This window comes from Ignavibacteriales bacterium (genome assembly GCA_026390775.1).
In the GTDB taxonomy this organism is placed as follows: Bacteria; Bacteroidota; Ignavibacteria; order Ignavibacteriales; family Melioribacteraceae; genus Fen-1258.
The window spans coordinates 728,320-748,363 of sequence record JAPLFF010000007.1 but is presented as its reverse complement, the minus strand read 5'-3'; the positions used below and the strand labels follow the sequence as shown (position 1 = coordinate 748,363).

Genomic DNA, 20,044 nt, shown 5'->3' with positions numbered 1-20,044 from the left:
AAAAGGAGTTTTTATGAAAATAGGTCGAGTATTTTTTGTCTTATTGATTCTCGCTTTCATTGGAATACAGTTCGTTGAGGTAGAACGGACAAATCCTCCTGTAAATGCAGATATAAATGCGCCTACTGAAGTAAAGAATATTTTTAAAAGCTCATGTTATGATTGCCATTCAAATGAAACGGCATGGCCGTGGTACAGTAAAATTGCACCAATCTCCTGGTTGATCGTAGATGATGTAATGGACGGAAGAAAAAAGTTAAATTTTTCTGAGTGGGAAAAATTTTATTCCGACAAACGAACTAAACTTAAAAAGAAAATATTGGATGAAATAAATCAAGATGAAATGCCGAAGGATATCTATACCATCATGCATACAAATGCAAAATTAGATATAATTCAAAAAAACATTATTAAGAAATGGGTTACTGAGTAAATTAATATTATACAATGGCTGAATTAAGAATCGGAACTTGCGGCTGGAAGTATGAATCATGGAAAGGGTTATTATATTCGGATAATTCTGATATAAATTATTTAAAAGAGTATTCAGCATATTTTAATTCTGTTGAAATTCCACAATGGTTTTCTTCGCTTTACGGAATAAATAATATTATTATGCCTCATAGTTATGTAGTAAAAAACTATAAAGAATCCGTAACGCCGCAATTTAAGTTTTCAATTAAACTTCCAAACACTATAACGCTTACACATCTGAACAAATCAGATATAGACCAACAACCTGTTATCAATCCTCATTTTCTCTCAATAGATTTACTTAAAGAATTTATACATTCGATAAAACCGCTGCATAAAAATCTTGGCCCGCTCATGTTTCAGTTTGAATATCTTAATAAAGAAAAAATGAAATCTCAATTTGAATTCCAAGGACTCTTTAGAGAATTTGTTAGTAACCTTCCGGATAGATTTTTATTTGCAATAGAAACTCGTAATTCGAATTATCTTAACGAGACTTATTTTCAGTTTCTTAGAGATAATAAATTGGGACAGGTATTTATGCAAGGATATGATATGCCGCCGATTTATGAAATTTATAACCGCTACAAGGATTACATAAAAGATTTTACAGTAATAAGATTACACGGACCGGATAAGCAGGGAATTGAAACAAGAACAGGCGGTGAGTGGAATAAAATTGTGGATCCTAAAGATGATGAACTTGAAAAAATTTGTTTAATGGTTATACAATTACTTGAGAGAGATGTTGATGTTTACTTAAATGTGAACAACTATTATGAAGGTTCAGCACCGTTGACGATTCGCAAAATTAAAAATCTATTAAAACATAATTAATGGAGTCTATATGGATCATTCACTCATTACAACTACATTTACAATTGACGGCTGCAAAGTTGTAAAAAATCTTGGTGTAGTAAAAGGAATCGTAGTTCGTTCTCGTTCGGTTATCGGAACCATCGGAGCCGGATTACAAACAATCTTTGGCGGAAACATTACACTCTTTACAGAACTTTGCGAGAAAACTCGCTCGGATGCATTTGAATTAATGGTTCAGCACGGACAAGCTATTGGTGCTAATGCATTACTCGGTGTTCGATATGATGCAACAGAAGTTATGAGCGGCGTTACAGAAGTTTTATGTTACGGTACCGCAGTAGTTGTTGAAAAGATAAATTAGTTTAATTGACAAGTATTAAGTTTACTTACATCAAAAAACAATTTTACTTCTTAAATGAGTAATTCTAGTTTAGCAACAAAAGAGAAAAAATCAATTGCTTTAACTTCGGTTGCAGCTGCAATCTTTTTGACCGGCTTTAAACTTGTGATTGGATTATTAACCGGAAGCTTGGGAATTCTTTCTGAAGCGCTCCACTCTGCGTTAGATCTAGTTGCAGCCATCATTACTTTTTTTGCAGTTAAGTTTGCCGATGTTCCCCCGGATGAAGGACACAATTACGGTCATGGTAAAATCGAAAATTACTCAGCTCTTATTGAAACATTGCTGCTTGTTATAACTTGTATATGGATTATCTACGAAGGGATAAGAAGATTAGTTACGCATGAAGTTCACATCGAAGTAACAGTTTGGAGTTTCATTGTTATTCTCACTTCGATAGTTATAGATATTTCCCGTTCGCGAGCGTTGTACAAAGTTGCCAAAAAACATGACAGCCAGGCACTCGAAGCAGATGCACTTCACTTCTCAACAGATATTTGGAGTTCTTTCGTTGTCTTGATTGGGTTGATCGGAGTTACTTTTAATTTTGATTACGCGGATCCGATCGCAGCTTTAATTGTTGCAATAATTGTTCTTACAGTATGTTACCGGTTGGGTAAAAAATCGTTTGATGCTCTAATTGACAGAGCTCCAAAAGGATTACATGAAAGAGTAGAAGATATTGTGAAAAATTTACCGGAAGTAAAACAATTTCATGATATAAAAGTCCGCGAATCCGGTCCGTATAAATTTGTTGATCTAAATATTCATGTTGATAAAAATATGACCATAGATCAAGCGCACGAAATTTCTCACATGGTTGAAGAAGCAATCAGCAGTAAAATTAAAAATGTAAAAGTGATGGTTCATGCGGAACCGGATAGATAGGTTTTAATCTGACAAATTCGTTTTACGGAAAAGATTCTCTCTGTACCTGCGGCTCATATTTAATTTTTCACCATTCTTTAAAATCACGATATAATCACCGTGGGACCATGGCTGCATTTCTTGAATCTGTTCGACATTAACAATATATGAACGATGGATGCGTGCAAACTTTTCCGGATCTAGCGATTCTTCAACATTGTTCATCGTATCTCTTAATAGATATTTTCCTTTTGCTGTATGCAGTTCAACATATTTTTCTGCGGATGAAATAAATATTATTTCTCTAACAGCAACAAAAAAGTATTTGGAACCAAGACTTACCAAAAACCTCTCTAAATATTTCCTTTCCTTTTTAACTTCATCTAGAATCAGTTTAATGTCATTGGTATTTCTTTTCTTGAATTTTATTTTTTCAGTTACACGATGAAATGATTTTGAGAATCTTTCCTTGTCAAATGGTTTCAAAAGATAATCCACTGCATTTACATCAAATGCATTGATAGCATATTGATCATAAGCAGTAACAAAAACTACCGGCGGCATATTTTCAGAGCCAATCTCTTTTATAACTTCAAAACCATTTAAGCCCGGCATCTGTATATCAAGAAAAATTATTTCTGGCTTTTCACTTTTTATTTTTTTTATTGCTTCAATTCCATTCCCGGCTTCTAGAATTTGTTCTATTTCACTTTCATCTTTTAAAAATGAAATAATCTTTTTTCGTGCCGGCTGTTCATCGTCAACGACTAATACTTTCAATTTTGTTCTTCCTCTTCTTTGAATGGGATTTCTATTGTAAGCAGCAAACCGCCTTCATCTAAATTAACCCAATTGAATTCGAAGTTGTTTCCATATAATTTCTCCAACCGTTCAACAGTGTTTGATAAACCAACACCACTGTTTAATACTGCAGCGTTTTCTTTCTGAATGCCGGGTCCATTGTCTCTTATTTTTATAATCAATTTGTCTAAAGATTTTTTAGCAGAGACTTCAATTTTAGTGCTTGTTAAATTTTCCATTCCGTACTTAATGGAATTTTCCACGAGCGGCTGAAAAATAAAATTAGGGACCAGAGCTTCGATAGTTTCTTCATCAATTTGTAATACAATCTCAAGTTTATCTTTAAAACGTGCTTTCATTATTTCTATGTAGAGATTAAGAATGTCAATCTCTTTTGCCAGTATGTTTTCACCTTTCGAAGAACTTTTTAAAGTGATTCTGAGAAGGTCGCTTAAGTTTGCAATCATTTTATCGGCGGCTTGTGTGTCTTCGTACATTGTGGATGAAATCATGTTCAATGTATTGAAAAGAAAATGTGGATTGAGCTGCATCTTTAAAGTTTCCAGTCTGGCTTTTGTAAGCTGTTCTTCAAGTTGTGCCGTCTTGATTTTATGTGCTTCTTTTTCTTGGAATGTTTTTATCAAAGCATAAACAGTAAACACTCCCCAGAATATGACGAACTGTTTTAAATACTCCATCACAATTCTAAATGGAATGTAACCGTAGTCATAGTTTCCCCAATGAAGAATCGGGTATATTATTGAGCGTGAGATGTACATCATTGAAGTGTGAGTTAAACCAACAATAATCGATGCTATTAAATAGAGAGGAAATTTGTGGAACCAATTTTCTTTTGTCAGCGGTACCCTTTTAAAAAAAATAAGCAACAATGGTAGAAGTAATACAAATGTGTAAGCTCCGGTTAACTCATCAACTAAAGGGTAACTAATCTTTACAAAATCTTTTGAAGTTAGATTGGTAAAATTTTCAGCTAATTCCGTTGTAACAACAACCGCAAAGCTCATCAAACCAATAACAGTTGCAACACCAAACATTATGAGAGAGAATTTAATTCTCTTCTTTGTTTTCACTTTAAGCATTTTATTCGGAATCATTTTATTACATAAATAATTTATGAAATTCTTGAATCTAATATTACAAATAGAATAATGATTCCCATTCATTATGGTATAAAAGGGATTTACAGTGGTATAAAAGGGAAACAACTTTAAAGTAATTACTATGAAATCACAAAATTAGTTTAAGTCTCCATTCATTCATTCCAACATGTACGAAATTACATTGGAGTTTATCCCGCTTATGTACAATAAATCTCCGCTCATGACAATTCATCTCTAAAAATAAAACCGACACAATATTTTTCCCGTCGAAATTAATAAACAAAAGGAGTTACAATGGAAACGAAAGAAAAACGTCACGATATAGATTGGCTGAGAGTAATAGCATTCTATATTTTAATATTCTTCCACGTAGGAATGGTGTTCGTTCCATGGGAATTTCACTTAAAGAATAATCAAACAGTTGAATGGTTCGAAACTTGGATGGCATTTCTGCATCAATGGCGACTGCCGCTATTGTTTATGATTTCCGGAATTGTTCTTTATCATTCAATGGGCGCTCGTCTTGGAAAATCATTTTTTGCAGAGCGAAGCAGAAGACTTTTGATTCCTCTCATATTCGGGATGTTAGTTATTGTCCCGCCGCAAATCTATTACGATAGATTATTCCATGGATTTCATTTCGCGAATTATTGGGAATTTTGGAAAACAGTTTTCAATTTTGTCCCTTATCCAATGGGCGGAAGTTTAAGCTGGCATCATCTCTGGTATGTGCTCTACATTTTTATTTATTCTTTAATTGCTTATCCACTTTTCAAATATTTAAGAAATGAAAAATCGCTCAACTTTAGAAATAAAATCGGATTGTTTATTAAAAAACATCCAAATTCAATTTATTTACTCATAGTTCCATTACTAATTTATTATTACACGCTTAGCCAAAAATTTCCTGAGACACATGGACTAATTGATGATTGGTATCTACATAGTGTTTCATTTACTTTATTCATTGTAGGTTTTGGTATTTCTGCAATCAATGGATTTTGGGATGTACTAGTTGCAAAAAGGAAGCAATCATTAATTCTTGCTCTTATTCCAACTTTAGTTCTCGCGCTTTTTGTTTGGGGTCCTACTTTTACAATCGTAAATGAAGATGCAGATTGGTTCATATATGTGTATGGTATTTTCAAAATGGTGATGATTCCTTCCTTACTCTATGCAACACTTGGATACGGAAGAGTTTATTTGAACAAGCCAAGTAAAGTGCTTTCATATGCAAATGAATCGGTTTACCCATTGTACATTTTGCATCAAAGCGTTGAATTGATTTTCACTTACTATATAATTCAATTGGATTGGGGAGTCCTGCCGAAGTTTGTTTTATTGGTTTTTGTTACGTTCGGTATAAGTTTATTGATTTACGAATTATTCATTAAACGTTATAATATAACGCGCTTACTCTTTGGAATGAAGCCAATTCGCAAAGCTGAAGCTATCATTCATATACAAACAACAGAAAAAGTTCTGCAAACTGAGATCAACAATTAACATTTTTGTTTTTGTTACGGGGTACAAGTTCATGTGCCCCGACAAAATATTGAACTTACCCTTCACAGACCTCGTTATCTATTGTAAGAACATTCTTGACTAAGTAGAATAGAATTCAAGCAACAGAATTATTAAATTTATGTCCGCATTTAGCGGGCACTCAAATTTATATTCCTATTATCAATTAGACTGAAGAGAAAAAGGATTATATACAATGAATGAAAATAATAGCAACGGACGTTCTGGCTTGGATGAAATTGAAGTCCGTGAATGGTTGGAATCATTAGAATATGTATTGCAATCAGGCGGACCGGAAAAAGTAAGAGAACTGTTGCATAATCTTGATACTTACGCACATGAATCCGGTGTTGATCTTCCGTTCACTGCAAACACACCTCACATAAATACAATCCCGAAAGAACAAGAACCTCCTTTCCCAGGTGGAAGAGAAATTGAACGCAGAATAAAAAGTTTGATCCGTTGGAATGCAATGGCAATGGTTGTCCGTGCAAATAAAGAAGAAACTGGAATAGGCGGACACATTTCCACTTACGCATCAGCGGCAACACTCTACGAAATTGGTTTCAATCATTTCTTCAGAGGTAAAGACGGTGACTCGGAAGGTGATATAATTTATTTTCAAGGTCATGCTTCACCCGGAATTTATGCTCGCGCTTTTCTTGAAGGAAGAATATCAAAAGAGCAGGTAGAAAATTTTAGAAGAGAATTAAAACCGGGCGGCGGGCTTTCTTCTTATCCGCATCCTTGGTTAATGCCTGACTTCTGGGAATTCCCGACCGTATCGATGGGACTAGGACCAATTCAAGCAATCTATCAAGCAAGGTTCAACAGATATCTTGAAGACCGTGGATTAAAGAAAGTTAGCGATCAAAAAGTTTGGGCATTTCTTGGCGATGGTGAAACAGATGAACCGGAAGCATTAGGTGCAATTTCTTTAGCATCGCGAGAGAAACTTGATAATTTAATTTTTGTCATCAATTGCAACTTACAAAGACTAGACGGACCGGTTCGCGGTAATGGAAATATAGTTCAGGAACTCGAAGCAAATTTCCGTGGTGCGGGATGGAACGTAATAAAAGTTATTTGGGGAAGCGATTGGGATCCTTTACTTGTTGCAGATAAATCGGGATTACTGATTAAAAGAATGAATGAAATTCTCGACGGTGAATCTCAAAATTATATTGTGCACGATGGAAAATATATCCGTGAAAATTTCTTTGGTAAATATCCGGAACTCCAAAAACTTGTTGAAAAATATACTGATGAACAATTAGAAAAAATGAAACGCGGCGGACACGATCCGGAAAAAGTTTATGCAGCTTACAAAGCTGCCGTTGAACATAAAGGTGCACCGACAGTAATTCTTGCAAAGACAGTTAAAGGTTACGGACTCGGTGAAGCGGGCGAAGGAAAGAATATTACACATCAACAAAAAAAAATGAATGAAGAAGAGTTGAAAGAATTTAGAACACGGTTCTCAATTCCTATCAGCGATGATGAAATAGCAAAAACGCCATTCTACCGTCCTCCCGAAGATTCTGCCGAGATCAAATATTTAAAAGAAAGAAGGAAAGCTCTTGGCGGTTACGTTCCCAAAAGAGTTACTAAAGCCACTCCGCTTAAAACTCCTTCTGAAGAATTATTTGAAGAATTTTATTCGGGCACAGAAGGGCGTGAAGTTTCAACAACAATGGTGTTCGTAAAAATTCTAGCAAAACTTTTACGTGATAAAGAACTTGGTCATTTAATTGTGCCAATAGTTCCAGACGAAGCGCGTACATTTGGTATGGAAGCTTTGTTCAGACAAATCGGAATTTATTCTCATGCAGGTCAACTTTATGAGCCGGTTGACAAAGACAGCTTGCTATATTATAAAGAAGCAAAGAACGGACAAATCCTTGAAGAAGGAATTACCGAAGCCGGATCGATGTCGTCATTCATGGCTGCCGGAACTTCTTATGCAACACACGGCATTAATACAATTCCATTCTTTACCTATTATTCTATGTTTGGCTTCCAAAGATTTGGTGATCTTGCATGGGCGGCGGGCGATATGCGATGTAAAGGATTTTTACTAGGTGCGACTGCAGGACGAACAACACTTGCAGGTGAAGGTTTACAGCATCAAGACGGAAATAGTCACTTGCTTGCATATACAATTCCAAATGTTGTTGCTTATGATCCGGCGTTTGCTTACGAGCTTGCTGTAATTATTCGAGATGGAATTTACCGCATGTATGAAAAGCAAGAGAATGTTTATTACTACACTACAATTATGAATGAGAATTATGCCCAGCCTGAAATGCCGAAAGGTGTTAAGGATGGAATATTAAAAGGAATGTATAAATTTAGAGCGAGTGGAGTTAAAGACCAAAAAGTAAAAGCTCACTTGCTTGGCAGCGGAACAATTTTAAACGAAGTAATCAAAGCGCAAGAAATTCTTGAGAGTAAATACAATGTCTCAGCCGATATTTGGAGTGTAACCAGTTACAAAAATTTACATCTTGATGCACAAGAAACTGAGCGCTGGAATATGTTTCATCCGGATAAAGAAGCACGGGTTCCTTATATCTCTCAAGTTACAAAAGGTGAAAGCGGAGTTTTTATTTCTGCTTCCGATTATGTTCAGCTATCGAGCGATGCAATTTCGAAATGGCTCCCGGGTCTGCTTCATTCTCTCGGTACATTCGGATTCGGAAGAAGTGAAGGAAGAACGTCTTTGCGTGATTTTTTCGAAGTAGATGCAAAACATATTATTTACGCAACACTTTATTCTTTGATGAAAGAAGGAAAGATAAAAGCAGAAGTTGTAAAAAAAGCGGCTAAGGATTTGGGAATTAATCCGGATAAAAAGAATCCGGCAAAAGCATAAAATATTCATTGTTATTACGATCCCGAATTTATTCGGGAGAAGTAATTTTATATAAAGATTGCTTCACCCGACAAGTCGGGACTCGCAATGACACTTAAAGGAAAAGGAAATGATTGTAGATTTTAGATTACCGCATCTTGGAGATGGCATTCACTCGGCTGATGTTATTAAGATACTTGTCAAAGAAGGCGATAATATTAATACGGATCAAGTTGTTGTTGAGATCGAAACAGATAAAGCAACAGTAGAAATCCCCTCTGATATTTCCGGAATAGTAAAAAAAGTTTATGTGAAAGACGGACAAAAAGCTGAAGTAGGCGAGCCGTTGGTAGCTATTGAAGTTAGCAGTTTGCAGTCAGCAGTTGGCAGTGAGAAGGAAGAGGTTAGAAAAGAAAAGGAATCAGAAATAAGAAATAAGAAATCAGAAGGAGAACTCGTAGTAGAACCAGTCGTCAACAACCAATCACTAATCACTAGTAACCGATCGCTGATCACAGAAAACGAACAATCTTCAATTCCTTCACCAATAGATCTTGTTCACCATATGCCGAAAATTATTACAGTACCAAAAAATATTTCCAAAGTTGTAGTTCCTGCAGCGCCCTCTGTAAGAAGATTTACACGTGAGATCGGAGTTGATATTTCACTAGTACGAGGCAGCGGATCAAGCGGAAGAATATCTATTGAAGACGTTAAGGCTTATGCAAAAACTTTGAACGAACAAATTCAAACTTGGCTGCCGGGGCAGCAAGGTGGGTTTACTTTAGGTGGTGTTGGAGCTGTAAAAGAATCGCTTCCCGATTTTTCAAAGTGGGGAGAAATAGAACACCAGTCGATGAGCAACATCCGAAGAAAAACGGCAGAACATTTATCATATTCATGGTCAACTGTTCCGCATGTAACTCAATTTGATAAAGCAGATATAACTGAACTAGAAAATTTGCGGAAGCAATTCGGGAAAAAAGTTATTGAGGCGGGCGGCAAATTAACTGTAACTGCAATTCTTCTTAAAGTAATTGCATCAGCATTTAAAGTTTTTCCTCAATTCAACACAAGTGTTGATGTGGATAAGAGCGAGATCATATTCAAAAAATTTATAAATGTTGGTGTTGCCGTAGATACTGACCGAGGTTTGCTTGTTCCTGTTATTCGAGATGTAGATAAGAAAAATATTATTCAGCTTTCAATTGAACTTCAGGAAGTTTCTAAAAAAGCACGCGATAAGAAACTTTCTCTTGAAGAAATGCAAGGAGGTTGTTTTACAATTTCTAATCTTGGCGGAATTGGCGGAACGTATTTCACTCCGATTGTTAATTCGCCTGAAGTTGCAATTCTTGGTGTTTCAAAATCGTCTTATGAACCGGTTTACATAAACGAGAAATTTGAACCACGATTGATCATGCCGTTATCACTTTCGTACGATCATCGAATAATAGATGGAGCTGATGGAATTAGATTTTTGAAATGGGTTGTTAACGCTCTTGAAAATCCTTTCTTGCTTTCTTTGGAAGGATGATTCTAAATTTGAAATTAAATCAAGGCGGACAATTTTAGTCCGCCTTTTTTATTTCTGTTTTTTCCTAAAATTAAACTCCTAACAAATACTGCACTTTAACGAAGTATTGTTGATTAGTATTAGAGAATCCGAATCCTTCACCATAATCCGAATAGTTACTTGTGGCGCCGGCGTAGAAAGTTGTAAAAGCACTTAGCTTATAACTGAATAGCGGATAAAATTGAAATGCTTTATTAAAGGAATCATATTGAAAAATAGTACGGAATAAAATCTCAGAGGAAAATTGATAATTGCCCACTGCACGATAAATATTCCCGTCATAAAATAATTCATTTGTTTCGTTGTCTGATAATCTTGCACGTGAATAAGAAAAAGAAATATTTAATTGCGATGTTGGTTTTAAAGTAACACTCGCAGAAAAATCATGTCCGTAACCCATTGTAGGTGAACTTGCTCTATAAATGAATTTACCTAACTCTGCATATGAAGATAAAGATATTTCATTAATAGGATTAGAGCTTAAACTCATAAAAATGCGGTTAATTCCTTTAAAAAATATTCCGCTAAATTGTTCATCGTTAACAAGAAGATAACCGACATATAAATTAATTGGTCCTTTTAAACTTGCATTGACATGTGGTTGGATTACTTGTTCTCTTTTAAGTCCATCATAATTGAACTTCAAATAAGATGAAATTCCTATCGAACCTCGATCAATGAATGAATCCTTTGGATATATCATGTATTGATTATTAAAATTTATAGAATGATATGAATTAGAATTGAAAAGTCCGTTATAAGTCTGATAAGTAGGTGAATAACTATTAATATTAAGTCCTGCATAATAAGCGGTGGAATTATAATTGACTTCCAATCGAATACCGTTTCCGGAATACTTCTCACCGTTAAAAGCGGCATTATATTCAGTACTTCCAAACATTCTTGAAGAATTGAAAATTGCCGGTTCATTCAACTCTTGAGTTTGTGAAAGAAATCCTTCTCCTAAGAAATTCCAATTGTCCCAAAATCTGTAATTCCAATCAACGCCTAATAGATAATTATGACCGCCATCTAAATTTCTTGTCATAATGTAACTACCTACATACGATTCATTACCTAAATTATATCTAAGTCTGCCAATGTTTACAAATGATTTTAAATTTGTTGCTACAGTATTGCTTCTTTCTTCACCGGGAATTACGAAAACAGTATTTCTATCATAAGCTCCCATATACAAATATGAAAGAGAACCTGTCTTACCGTTGATTCTTGCGGCAGCGAGAGGATCATTAATTGAACGTGAGTAATACATTTGTGTCTGCAATAACTCTTGACCAATTAAGAAGAAAGGACGCTTTTCATTATAGTAAAGAGCGAATGTTGTATTTACACTAATCTGTGCGGCATCAGATTCGATTTGACTGAAATCCGGATTAATAACGGCATCTAAAGAAAAGTTAGTGCTGGGAGAATATTTTATACCGCCGCCAAAACGGGTTTGAATAGGATCGAATTTGAAATCCGAGTTTGGATTACTCATGTTTGAAAAAGAACCCATTTTTTGACCGACGGCATAAGGTAATAGTTCGATGGAACTGCCTGATTTAATATTTTGAATACCGGTTAAATATCCAGCTTGAGACATGAAACCGGGAATGTTTCTGTCTTGTGAAGTCCATGAAATTTGAACGCGGCTGCTTCTTGGAATTGTACGAAGAATATTAGCTCTGAAATTTTGTACTTCAGCATCGGGAAAATTTAAACTTGAAAATGGAATTTTCATTTCTGCAGTCCAACCGGTTTCATTTTTAGATGCAGATGCATGCCAAATCCAATCAACGCTTGCATCTTCACTATTATTTGTTGCGAGTAAATCTCCCATTATACCGAATGGGTTAACGCAAAACTCATAAGATCTTTGAAAGTCGCCATAAGTGTCTAAACCAACAAACACCCAATCATCCTGGTACAATTTGTCGCGGTCGGAAATGTTAGCGCGTATCAATTCCGGGTTAGTATCAAAGCACTGGAATCCAAAATAAATATATTTTTCATCATAGAGTGCTCTAACAATTGTTCTCTGAGGGGAGGGTGTGTTATCACCCGGGGTAATCTCATACTTAAGCTCTATCGGTTCAGCTTTTGACCAAATAGGATTATCAAGTTTACCAGTTAATTCCAACTCCTTACCGATTTTTAAAATAGTCATTATTGGTTTTTTAATATCGCTCTCTGCTTGAGAATAGCTTTTAGATGTGATTATTAATACTGAACACAAAAGAATAATCATAGAAAATTTTGTTATCATAACTTGGTTCCAGGGGGTTTGTTAGAATAAATTAATAGTTAATACCAGCTATTTAGACTAATGAGTCAGTAAAAAGTTTCTTTTAATGCTAATAATATTACTTGTAAGACAGTGTATAAAATTTGCCATAATTCTTATAAATCTCTCTTATTGATTTTTTGTTCGCTATAGAACTGAAAATGGAATAATTAAAAAAATGAAAAAACTAGATTTTTAAGATGGATCATTAACGCTTTTGAGAATCGCTTCTTACTTTCTTTGGAAGGATAATTTATTATGAGACGTACCGTTGTATGTTTCTACTCTGCAACCTTTCTAATATCAACACAACCCAATATTTTTTTCTCAGAACCTTTCAGAACTACATTTATCATTGCCTTGCCAAGCTCTTCAAGTGTAATAACAAATTTCGGGAAAAGAATTTTCCAAAACGGATAATACAAAGCGAGTACTTTATAAATCTTGTAAGTGTTTCTCAGTCCTTTTGTTGGCTGAATATAACCGGGCCTAAACATATAAGTGGCTTTGAAAGGAAGTTTCAACAAATCATTTTCCGTTTTGCCTTTTACACGTGCCCACATGCTTTTTCCTTTTTCGGTACTGTCGGTTCCAACTCCCGATACATAAGTAAAAACCATTTCCGGATTTAATCTTAGAAGAGTATTTGCGAAATTTATTGTTAAATCATAAGTGATTCGCTTATACTCTTCTTCCTTTTTTCCAACAGAAGAAACTCCTGCGCAGAAGTAACATGCATTATATCCTGATAGTTGACTTTCGACCTGCGATAAATCAAAAAAATCTTTATGAATGATTTCTTTTAGTTTATCGTGCATAACTCCGCATGGTTTTCTATTTATTACAAGTACTGATTCGACATCGGGGTGTTTGAGGCATTCATAAAGAACACCCTCGCCCACCATTCCTGTTGAACCGGTTATTATAGTTTTAATTTTCATAATGATAAAAATCTAATTTCTCCACAAGTAAGACATTTTGAAAAAGAAACCTCTTTGTGCTTCAAGAAAATTATTGTTGTCAACATACCTATTTTGAAATTCATTCCATTCCGTTTTTTGATAAAGTGATCCGTAACCTAAATGTATTACTGTTCCAGGCACGTATGTAAATGAAACTAGAAAATCGCTAAGTAATTGCCTTTTGTATTTATTGTACTCAACTATTCCGCGGAAAAAAAGATATTTATTTAGTTGGTAAGTTAATCGCTCTCTGAATATAGGATACTCATAAATCAATTGAGAATCGGAATCGCGGTAGAAATCAGAGAATGTAAAAGTCGAGTAAGATTCAAAATTTTCTGAAAGATTATAAACCATAATTGCGCTAACGCGGTTACTCTTTCCTTGATAAGGATTTTGTGAATAATATATTGAATTTGTTCTCATGTAGGATAAAAAAACGGCAAGCCGTTTAGTAAATTGACTTCCAAAACTGACTTGAAATCCTCCGGTTTTAAATTTCTCAGTTAAAAATATTTCTGTTGAATATGAATATTTCAATTTAAAATTCCACGAACCGAGAAAAAAAGCTTGAGCTGAAACATAGTTATACGTTTCCCACATACTGCTTGGCTTATCTTGTGTTTGCGCAGAGAAAGTTTCTAAATCAATTCTTTGTATAAATGATGAATTAGGATAAATTTTTGGTCTGATTAATCCGGTTAGAGCAAAAACTCCGGTACGAGTTAAGTAGCCAGTCTCAACATTAAAATTTTCCGAGATTTCTTTTCCGGTAAAACTGTAATACAAATTCCTTGAATCGTAATTATAAACTAATCCTAATGCGTGCCCAGCTTGAATTTCTTGAAGAATATTTGAATTCGAACTTGAATAGAAAGCATTCCATTCAAGAGTGCCGGCATCGGTTAGTCTTAACATACCATCAATTCCAATAACTCGGTCATAACTATTTTTTATTTCTCTGTCCGTAAAAACTCCGCCAATATAACTATCATCCGAGAGAGAATGTTTATATCTAAGTATCGGTACATAAGAATAGCCGCCTGATAATGCCGTCGTATCTAAAGGTAGTCTATCCACAGCGAACAAAAAAGCAATAGTATTATTGGAACTAACTTTTCCAGAAAGTTTAATTCCTGTTAATGGATTTATAATTGTTCTTGTATGAACTAAAGATATAAGCGGATCAATTTCAGATGATTTAGTAGCGGCGATATTATAAATTTCATTTCCTTCCAGAAAAAATGGCCTCTTTTCAGGAAAGTACAATTGATATCTTAAGTTTACATCTACTTGTCCTGCATCTGCTTCGATTTGACTGAAATCTGGATTGTAAGTTCCATCGAGAATTAGATCTGAAGTAATTCCATATTTTGTAGTTAAACTTATTTCTCCTTGGTTTACATTTTTTTCTAATTGACCGGCATTGAGATTGTATTTTTGATTGTAAGTAAACGCGGGAAGTACTTCGAACAAGGTGTAATGTTTTAAATCATAATAAACTAGAGGCATCATCTGAGTGAGAAATGCAAATCCTTTAGCCGGATCCAATTCGGGATAAGAATCATGCTCGGAGAATCTGCTAATATATCTCTCGAAGAAGACAGACATAGTAATAGGATTTCCTTCTGAATATCGGATACTTTTTAGCGGTATGCTTATCTCAACACTATAACCATCCGAAAGTTTTTGTCCGGCGCTATACCAAACAAAATCAGCACTAACATCTTCCTGTCCAGATGCAAACCGGCTATCCATTTGTATTCCTAAGGGATTTACATAAAAAGCATACAGAGATTGCTGATCATTGAATGAATCAAGATTTATGCACACCCAATCATCGGGACGAATATTATCGCGGTTAGAAACACTTGATTTTATTTTACTCGGATCCCTATCATAACAGCGGCAAGCGAAATAAAGATTCTCACTATCATAAGCAGCATAAGATATAGTTTTTTCTGTGCCTTCTTTTCCAAAATCCGGTGCAAATGTTTTAAATCCCGAAACAGATAAAGCATCTTTCCATAATTGATCATTGAGATTACCATCTATTATAGGTGGTCTATCGGTTTTAAACGGTTTGAGATTGCCTTGTGCAGTTATTTGTTGCAATGCAAGAAGTGAAAAGAAAAAAAACGTAAATCTTATGCGGTAAACATTCTTCAATTTGCCCCCAACTTTATTCTAATGTGTATATATTTCTAATAATTAAATGAGTGAATATTCTTAAATAAATTTTTGTAGCGATTCTTACTTTTCCTAAAATAATAACAATAATAGTAATTCCAAAATATTCTTAGTGTAATAATTCATCATAAAATTAATTCATGTCTTTTTTCTTATTTTACTCACATTAAAATTAACTGATTGGTATAAACGATGTCAACTAAAACACAATTGGCAGTAATCGGTGGTGGACCCGGCGGATATGCCGCTGCATTTCTTGCAGCCGACTTAGGTATGCAAGTCACATTGATTGATCTAGAAAAAAATCCTGGTGGCGTATGCTTATACCGCGGATGTATCCCTTCGAAAGCACTTTTACATATTGCTAAACTTATTAAGGAAGCTGAAGAGGCAAAAAGATGGGGCGTTGAATTTGGCGAACCGAAAATAGATATTAATAAACTACGCGATTTTAAAAATGGAGTCGTGAATAAACTCACCAGTGGACTAGGTCAATTAGCCAAACAGCGCAAAGTTAATTTCATTCAAGGAAAAGCATCGTTTGTAAATTCGAATACTCTACTTATAAATAAATCTGATGGCACAACCGAAGAGATAGTTTTTGAAAAAGCGATTATTGCAACCGGATCAACGCCCGCAAAAGTGCCAGGGCTTTCCATAGATTCTCCCAATATTATGGATTCAACATCTGCACTTGAATTAAACGATATTCCTAATCGGCTTCTTGTTATTGGTGGCGGATACATCGGTTTAGAACTAAGTACAGTTTATGCCGCACTTGGGAGTAAAGTTACTATTGTAGAAATGTTACCTGGAATTTTGCCCGGTGCTGATCGTGATCTTGTGGCTGTTTTGGAAAAACGTGTTAAAGCAATGATGCAAAATATTTTTGTAGAAACTAAAGTTGTTGAACTGAAAGAAACAAAAGAAGGAATTCAAGTTAAGCTTGAAGGAAAAAATGTAACAGAGCCGGTACAAATTTTTGATAAAATTTTGATATCGGTCGGACGTAAGCCGATAACAAATGGATTAGGTTTAGAAAAAACAAATGTAAAAGTAAATGAACGCGGATTTATTGTTGTTGATAAAACATTAAGAACAGATGATCAAAATATTTATGCGATCGGGGATGTTGTTGGTAATCCTATGTTGGCGCATAAAGCAGCAGCCGAAGGAAAAGTTGCTGTTGAAGCAATACTTGGTCATAAAGTTGTGTTCGAACCAAATGCAATTCCTGCAGTTGTATTTACCGACCCTGAACTTGCATGGACAGGATTAAGCGAAACAGAAGCAAGAGAAAAAGGAATTAAAGTTGAAGTTGCAAAATTTCCGTGGGGTGCAAGCGGACGTGCTACTACATTGGATAGAAATGACGGAATGACTAAGTTAATTATTGAACCGGAGACTGAAAGAATTCTTGGTGTGGGTATTGTTGGAGTTGGTGCCGGAGATATGATAGCTGAAGGAACATTAGCAATTGAAATGGGTGCGGTTGTAAAAGATTTGGAATTAACCATTCATCCTCATCCGACTTTATCTGAAACGATGATGGCAGCTGCAGAAGTTTTTTACGGACGTGCAACAGATATGTATCGTCCAAAAAGAAAATAATAATTTCTTAAGAGGAAAATAAACATGCTTATTAAATCTAGGGAATTAAATCTCATTATTATAAAAGTGGCAAAAAGCCATTTTGGTAACAGTATATTTAATAGGCGTAGCCTTATGGATGCTGCAGAAAGAGCAATTAGAGCAAAAGGATTTTGGGAAATTGAGGATGATTTCGTATCTGAATCTGCAGGCGTTAAATCAAAAGGATTAGCAAAAATTGATTGGGGAATATCTAAACTAAAAGAACAAGGTAAATTATTAAACATTAGTCGCGATGAATGGAAAGTGGCTTAAAATCCTTTGAGGATAATTTACTGACAACGTTGATTCATCTGATTACTATGATTAGAAAAATTATCTAATAATTATTTATGAAATTAAAAAAATACATACTATTATTTTTTTTATTAGTCACTTTCAGCATCTCCGCTCAAAATTATAATTGGGTCAAGCATGATTCACTTGTTAAAGCCGGAGTGAATCAAATTTACGGTATCGAATTCGATAAAGCAGAAAAGACTTTCGATGTTGTAACAAAAGATTATTCAACACATCCTTCCGGAAAATTTTTTAAAGCAATGATTACATGGTGGAGAATTCTTCTTGATCTTGATAACGAAAGTTTAGACGAAAAATTTTACAATCAGCTTGAAGAGTGTATTGAGATATGCGACAACATTCTTGATAAAAATGATAAGAGTGTTGATGCAATGTTTTTCAAAGGCGGTGCACTTGGATTTAGAGGACGCATGCGTGCAATACGCGAAAGCTGGTTCAAAGCTGCGCTTGATGGAAAAGACGGACTTGCTCTTGTGTTCAAATCCTACGCAGAGAATTCGAAAAATGTTGATGTGCAATTGGGATTTGGAATCTATCATTATTATGCGGATGTAATTCCGCAAAAATATTCAGCAGTAAAACCATTCATGGTCTTTTTCCCGAAAGGTGATAAAGCAAGAGGTCTGAAAGAACTTGAAAACGTTGCAATAAACGGACGATATGCCCGTCTTGAATCGCGTTACTTTTTAATGACTCTCAATTTTCAGTTTGAAGATAATATGAATGAATCGCGCAAGTGGGCGCGAATTTTATTAGCTGATTTTCCGAATAATCCCAACTTTCAAAAATATTTTGGTCTTTCTTTTGTAAAAGAAAATAATTATTCCGAAGCGGTTAAAACTTTTAGGGATATTTATAACAAATGTAGAAGTGGTATACCCGGTTATAATAAACGCTTTGCACGCGAAGCAACTTATTATCTCGGAATGGATTTTAAATTAAAAGAGAAAGTTGATTCTGCTGCGGTTTATTTTGAAAAATCAGAAAAACTTTCCCGAGAATTAGATAAAGAAAATGAATCCGGTTTTTTAATTAATACTGTCTTTTATCTCGGGACGTTGTATGATCAAATGGGAAAGCGCGATAAAGCAATCAAATATTATAACGAGACTTTGCAATTACGTGATCGGAATGATTCTCATAAGTTAGCCGAACAATATCTCAAAACACCGTATAAAAAATAATTGAGAATTGAAAATTGCAAATTGAAAATTATCTAAAATCATTGAATTTTCAATTCTCCATTCGCAATTCTAAATTGTTCTTATAGGTTTGTCGAAATCCCAAATCTGTGAAGCGCACCAATTGACCCCATTGATGAGAATGAATAATCAACATTGTATTTGCTGACGATAAATCCGAGTCCTACACTGAACCCGGCTAATCCTGCAGAAGTTCCAATTTTCATCTCGCGTCTTTTCTCATTATCATAACCGAACCGCAAACGCATGCTTTGACCTAAACGGAATTCTCCGCCAAGTGTAATTTGACCGAAGCGGTCAAAAAAATTGTTTTGTCTCTCGTTGAGTTTGTTAAATGACCAATAAAATTTAAATGGAAGTTTTTCAAGTTCCTTTGAAAATCCCAAACGCATATCAAGAGGTAAATCTTCTTTAGTGCTGAAGTAACTTGAAAGTTGTTTGCCAAGATTTAAAATAGAAAAACCAAAATTCCATCTTGATTCCGGTATTGCATAATGCAGACCGAGATCAATAGCTAACCCTGTTGAAGATTGTCCTGCAATACTTGAATAAATAAATTTTAGATTAGCACCGTAATAAAAATTGTTATCAAGTTGATTTCCATAGCCGATAAGTAAAGCCATCTCTCCAGCGCTAAACTCGCCAAGTTTTGTTCCGCTTGCGTCTGCCTGAATAAACGAACCATAATTTATGTATTGAATTCCGGCTGCAAATCTTCCAATACCTTCAAACTCTTTTGAATATGCTAAACTTGCTGAATTGATATCTAACAGATGCTTTAAAAATGAAAATGAAACTGGTGTACCTGTAAGTAAATTAATCCCAGCAGGATTATAGAAAACAACATTGGGGTCATCATTGTTAGCTACAAAACTTCCGGCAACAGCAGCAGCGCGCGGACTTGTATCTAATTTTAAAAATTCAAATGTGCTTTGTGCAAAAAGTGTAGACGAAATTAACAATGTTGTTAAGACAATTGAAATCTTTTTCATATTCCCGGCAAATTTTGATGCGATT

The 20,044-nt window shown here is 34.9% G+C and carries 16 protein-coding genes; 10 read left to right on the top strand and 6 right to left on the bottom strand.

The genetic code is table 11. The features are described 5' to 3' along the window. The first annotated feature begins 13 nt into the window (after positions 1 to 13). The 4 genes from NTZ27_08530 to NTZ27_08515 are packed head-to-tail and all read left to right on the top strand — an operon-like array spanning position 14 to position 2,581. On the top strand, positions 14 to 433 hold the full coding sequence (locus NTZ27_08530; GenBank protein MCX6174779.1) for a heme-binding domain-containing protein: 420 nt from the start codon (positions 14 to 16) through the stop codon (positions 431 to 433). A 14-nt stretch (positions 434 to 447) separates the two neighbouring features. Further along, entirely contained in the window at positions 448 to 1,311 is an 864-nt protein-coding gene (locus tag NTZ27_08525) for a DUF72 domain-containing protein (protein MCX6174778.1), read from the top strand. 10 nt (positions 1,312 to 1,321) lie between these two features. Then, positions 1,322 to 1,654, top strand: a complete 333-nt coding sequence (locus NTZ27_08520) for a YbjQ family protein (protein ID MCX6174777.1) — start codon at positions 1,322 to 1,324, stop codon at positions 1,652 to 1,654. Positions 1,655 to 1,708: 54 nt separating this feature from the next. After that, positions 1,709 to 2,581, top strand: a complete 873-nt coding sequence (locus tag NTZ27_08515; GenBank protein ID MCX6174776.1) for a cation diffusion facilitator family transporter — start codon at positions 1,709 to 1,711, stop codon at positions 2,579 to 2,581. Between the two features lie 3 nt (positions 2,582 to 2,584). Here NTZ27_08515 and NTZ27_08510 read toward each other — a convergent pair whose 3' ends face one another. Both NTZ27_08510 and NTZ27_08505 read right to left on the bottom strand, forming a co-directional pair. Further along, positions 2,585 to 3,340, bottom strand: a complete 756-nt coding sequence (locus NTZ27_08510) for a LytTR family DNA-binding domain-containing protein (protein MCX6174775.1) — start codon at positions 3,338 to 3,340, stop codon at positions 2,585 to 2,587. Beyond that, positions 3,337 to 4,476: a histidine kinase gene (locus NTZ27_08505; GenBank protein ID MCX6174774.1), complete on the bottom strand. Its 1,140-nt coding sequence runs from the start codon at positions 4,474 to 4,476 to the stop codon at positions 3,337 to 3,339. The genes NTZ27_08510 and NTZ27_08505 overlap by 4 nt, the downstream gene beginning before the upstream one ends. Before the next feature lie 300 nt (positions 4,477 to 4,776). Here NTZ27_08505 and NTZ27_08500 point away from each other — a divergent pair, with 300 nt between their 5' ends. From NTZ27_08500 to NTZ27_08490, 3 genes are all read left to right on the top strand, one after another. After that, positions 4,777 to 5,988 (top strand): acyltransferase family protein, encoded by a 1,212-nt coding sequence (locus NTZ27_08500; protein ID MCX6174773.1) that lies wholly within the window; start codon positions 4,777 to 4,779, stop codon positions 5,986 to 5,988. Between the two features lie 214 nt (positions 5,989 to 6,202). Then, entirely contained in the window at positions 6,203 to 8,881 is a 2,679-nt protein-coding gene (gene aceE, locus NTZ27_08495) for a pyruvate dehydrogenase (acetyl-transferring), homodimeric type (GenBank protein ID MCX6174772.1), read from the top strand. 109 nt (positions 8,882 to 8,990) lie between these two features. After that, positions 8,991 to 10,397 (top strand): 2-oxo acid dehydrogenase subunit E2, encoded by a 1,407-nt coding sequence (locus NTZ27_08490; GenBank protein ID MCX6174771.1) that lies wholly within the window; start codon positions 8,991 to 8,993, stop codon positions 10,395 to 10,397. Positions 10,398 to 10,467: 70 nt separating this feature from the next. Here NTZ27_08490 and NTZ27_08485 read toward each other — a convergent pair whose 3' ends face one another. From NTZ27_08485 to NTZ27_08475, 3 genes are all read right to left on the bottom strand, one after another. After that, the gene (locus tag NTZ27_08485) at positions 10,468 to 12,705 is read right to left on the bottom strand and encodes a DUF5916 domain-containing protein (GenBank protein MCX6174770.1); all 2,238 of its coding nucleotides are present in this window, start codon (positions 12,703 to 12,705) and stop codon (positions 10,468 to 10,470) included. Positions 12,706 to 13,004: 299 nt separating this feature from the next. Further along, positions 13,005 to 13,664, bottom strand: a complete 660-nt coding sequence (locus tag NTZ27_08480; GenBank protein MCX6174769.1) for an NAD-dependent epimerase/dehydratase family protein — start codon at positions 13,662 to 13,664, stop codon at positions 13,005 to 13,007. Between the two features lie 12 nt (positions 13,665 to 13,676). After that, the gene (locus tag NTZ27_08475) at positions 13,677 to 15,854 is read right to left on the bottom strand and encodes a DUF5916 domain-containing protein (protein MCX6174768.1); all 2,178 of its coding nucleotides are present in this window, start codon (positions 15,852 to 15,854) and stop codon (positions 13,677 to 13,679) included. 213 nt (positions 15,855 to 16,067) lie between these two features. Between NTZ27_08475 and lpdA the strand changes: the two genes are divergently transcribed. The 3 genes from lpdA (at position 16,068) to NTZ27_08460 (ending at position 19,009) form a co-directional block, all read left to right on the top strand. Further along, the gene (gene lpdA, locus NTZ27_08470) at positions 16,068 to 17,486 is read left to right on the top strand and encodes a dihydrolipoyl dehydrogenase (GenBank protein ID MCX6174767.1); all 1,419 of its coding nucleotides are present in this window, start codon (positions 16,068 to 16,070) and stop codon (positions 17,484 to 17,486) included. Between the two features lie 24 nt (positions 17,487 to 17,510). Further along, positions 17,511 to 17,780, top strand: coding sequence for a hypothetical protein (locus NTZ27_08465; protein ID MCX6174766.1), 270 nt, complete (start codon positions 17,511 to 17,513; stop codon positions 17,778 to 17,780). A gap of 77 nt (positions 17,781 to 17,857) precedes the next feature. Further along, positions 17,858 to 19,009, top strand: a complete 1,152-nt coding sequence (locus NTZ27_08460; GenBank protein ID MCX6174765.1) for a tetratricopeptide repeat protein — start codon at positions 17,858 to 17,860, stop codon at positions 19,007 to 19,009. 80 nt (positions 19,010 to 19,089) lie between these two features. Here NTZ27_08460 and porQ read toward each other — a convergent pair whose 3' ends face one another. Beyond that, positions 19,090 to 20,019, bottom strand: a complete 930-nt coding sequence (porQ, locus tag NTZ27_08455) for a type IX secretion system protein PorQ (protein ID MCX6174764.1) — start codon at positions 20,017 to 20,019, stop codon at positions 19,090 to 19,092. Positions 20,020 to 20,044: the final 25 nt, after the last annotated feature.

Excerpts from the sequence above, each read along its gene's own strand:
- aceE (MCX6174772.1), top strand. The coding sequence starts at position 6,203 with ATGAATGAAAATAATAGCAACGGACGTTCTGGCTTGGATGAAATTGAA.
- NTZ27_08525 (MCX6174778.1), top strand. The coding sequence starts at position 448 with ATGGCTGAATTAAGAATCGGAACTTGCGGCTGGAAGTATGAATCATGG.
- lpdA (MCX6174767.1), top strand. The coding sequence starts at position 16,068 with ATGTCAACTAAAACACAATTGGCAGTAATCGGTGGTGGACCCGGCGGA.
- NTZ27_08485 (MCX6174770.1), bottom strand. The coding sequence starts at position 12,705 with ATGATAACAAAATTTTCTATGATTATTCTTTTGTGTTCAGTATTAATA.
- NTZ27_08520 (MCX6174777.1), top strand. The coding sequence starts at position 1,322 with ATGGATCATTCACTCATTACAACTACATTTACAATTGACGGCTGCAAA.
- NTZ27_08490 (MCX6174771.1), top strand. The coding sequence starts at position 8,991 with ATGATTGTAGATTTTAGATTACCGCATCTTGGAGATGGCATTCACTCG.
- NTZ27_08480 (MCX6174769.1), bottom strand. The coding sequence starts at position 13,664 with ATGAAAATTAAAACTATAATAACCGGTTCAACAGGAATGGTGGGCGAG.
- NTZ27_08530 (MCX6174779.1), top strand. The coding sequence starts at position 14 with ATGAAAATAGGTCGAGTATTTTTTGTCTTATTGATTCTCGCTTTCATT.
- NTZ27_08505 (MCX6174774.1), bottom strand. The coding sequence starts at position 4,476 with ATGATTCCGAATAAAATGCTTAAAGTGAAAACAAAGAAGAGAATTAAA.
- NTZ27_08515 (MCX6174776.1), top strand. The coding sequence starts at position 1,709 with ATGAGTAATTCTAGTTTAGCAACAAAAGAGAAAAAATCAATTGCTTTA.
- NTZ27_08500 (MCX6174773.1), top strand. The coding sequence starts at position 4,777 with ATGGAAACGAAAGAAAAACGTCACGATATAGATTGGCTGAGAGTAATA.
- NTZ27_08465 (MCX6174766.1), top strand. The coding sequence starts at position 17,511 with ATGCTTATTAAATCTAGGGAATTAAATCTCATTATTATAAAAGTGGCA.
- NTZ27_08460 (MCX6174765.1), top strand. The coding sequence starts at position 17,858 with ATGAAATTAAAAAAATACATACTATTATTTTTTTTATTAGTCACTTTC.
- porQ (MCX6174764.1), bottom strand. The coding sequence starts at position 20,019 with ATGAAAAAGATTTCAATTGTCTTAACAACATTGTTAATTTCGTCTACA.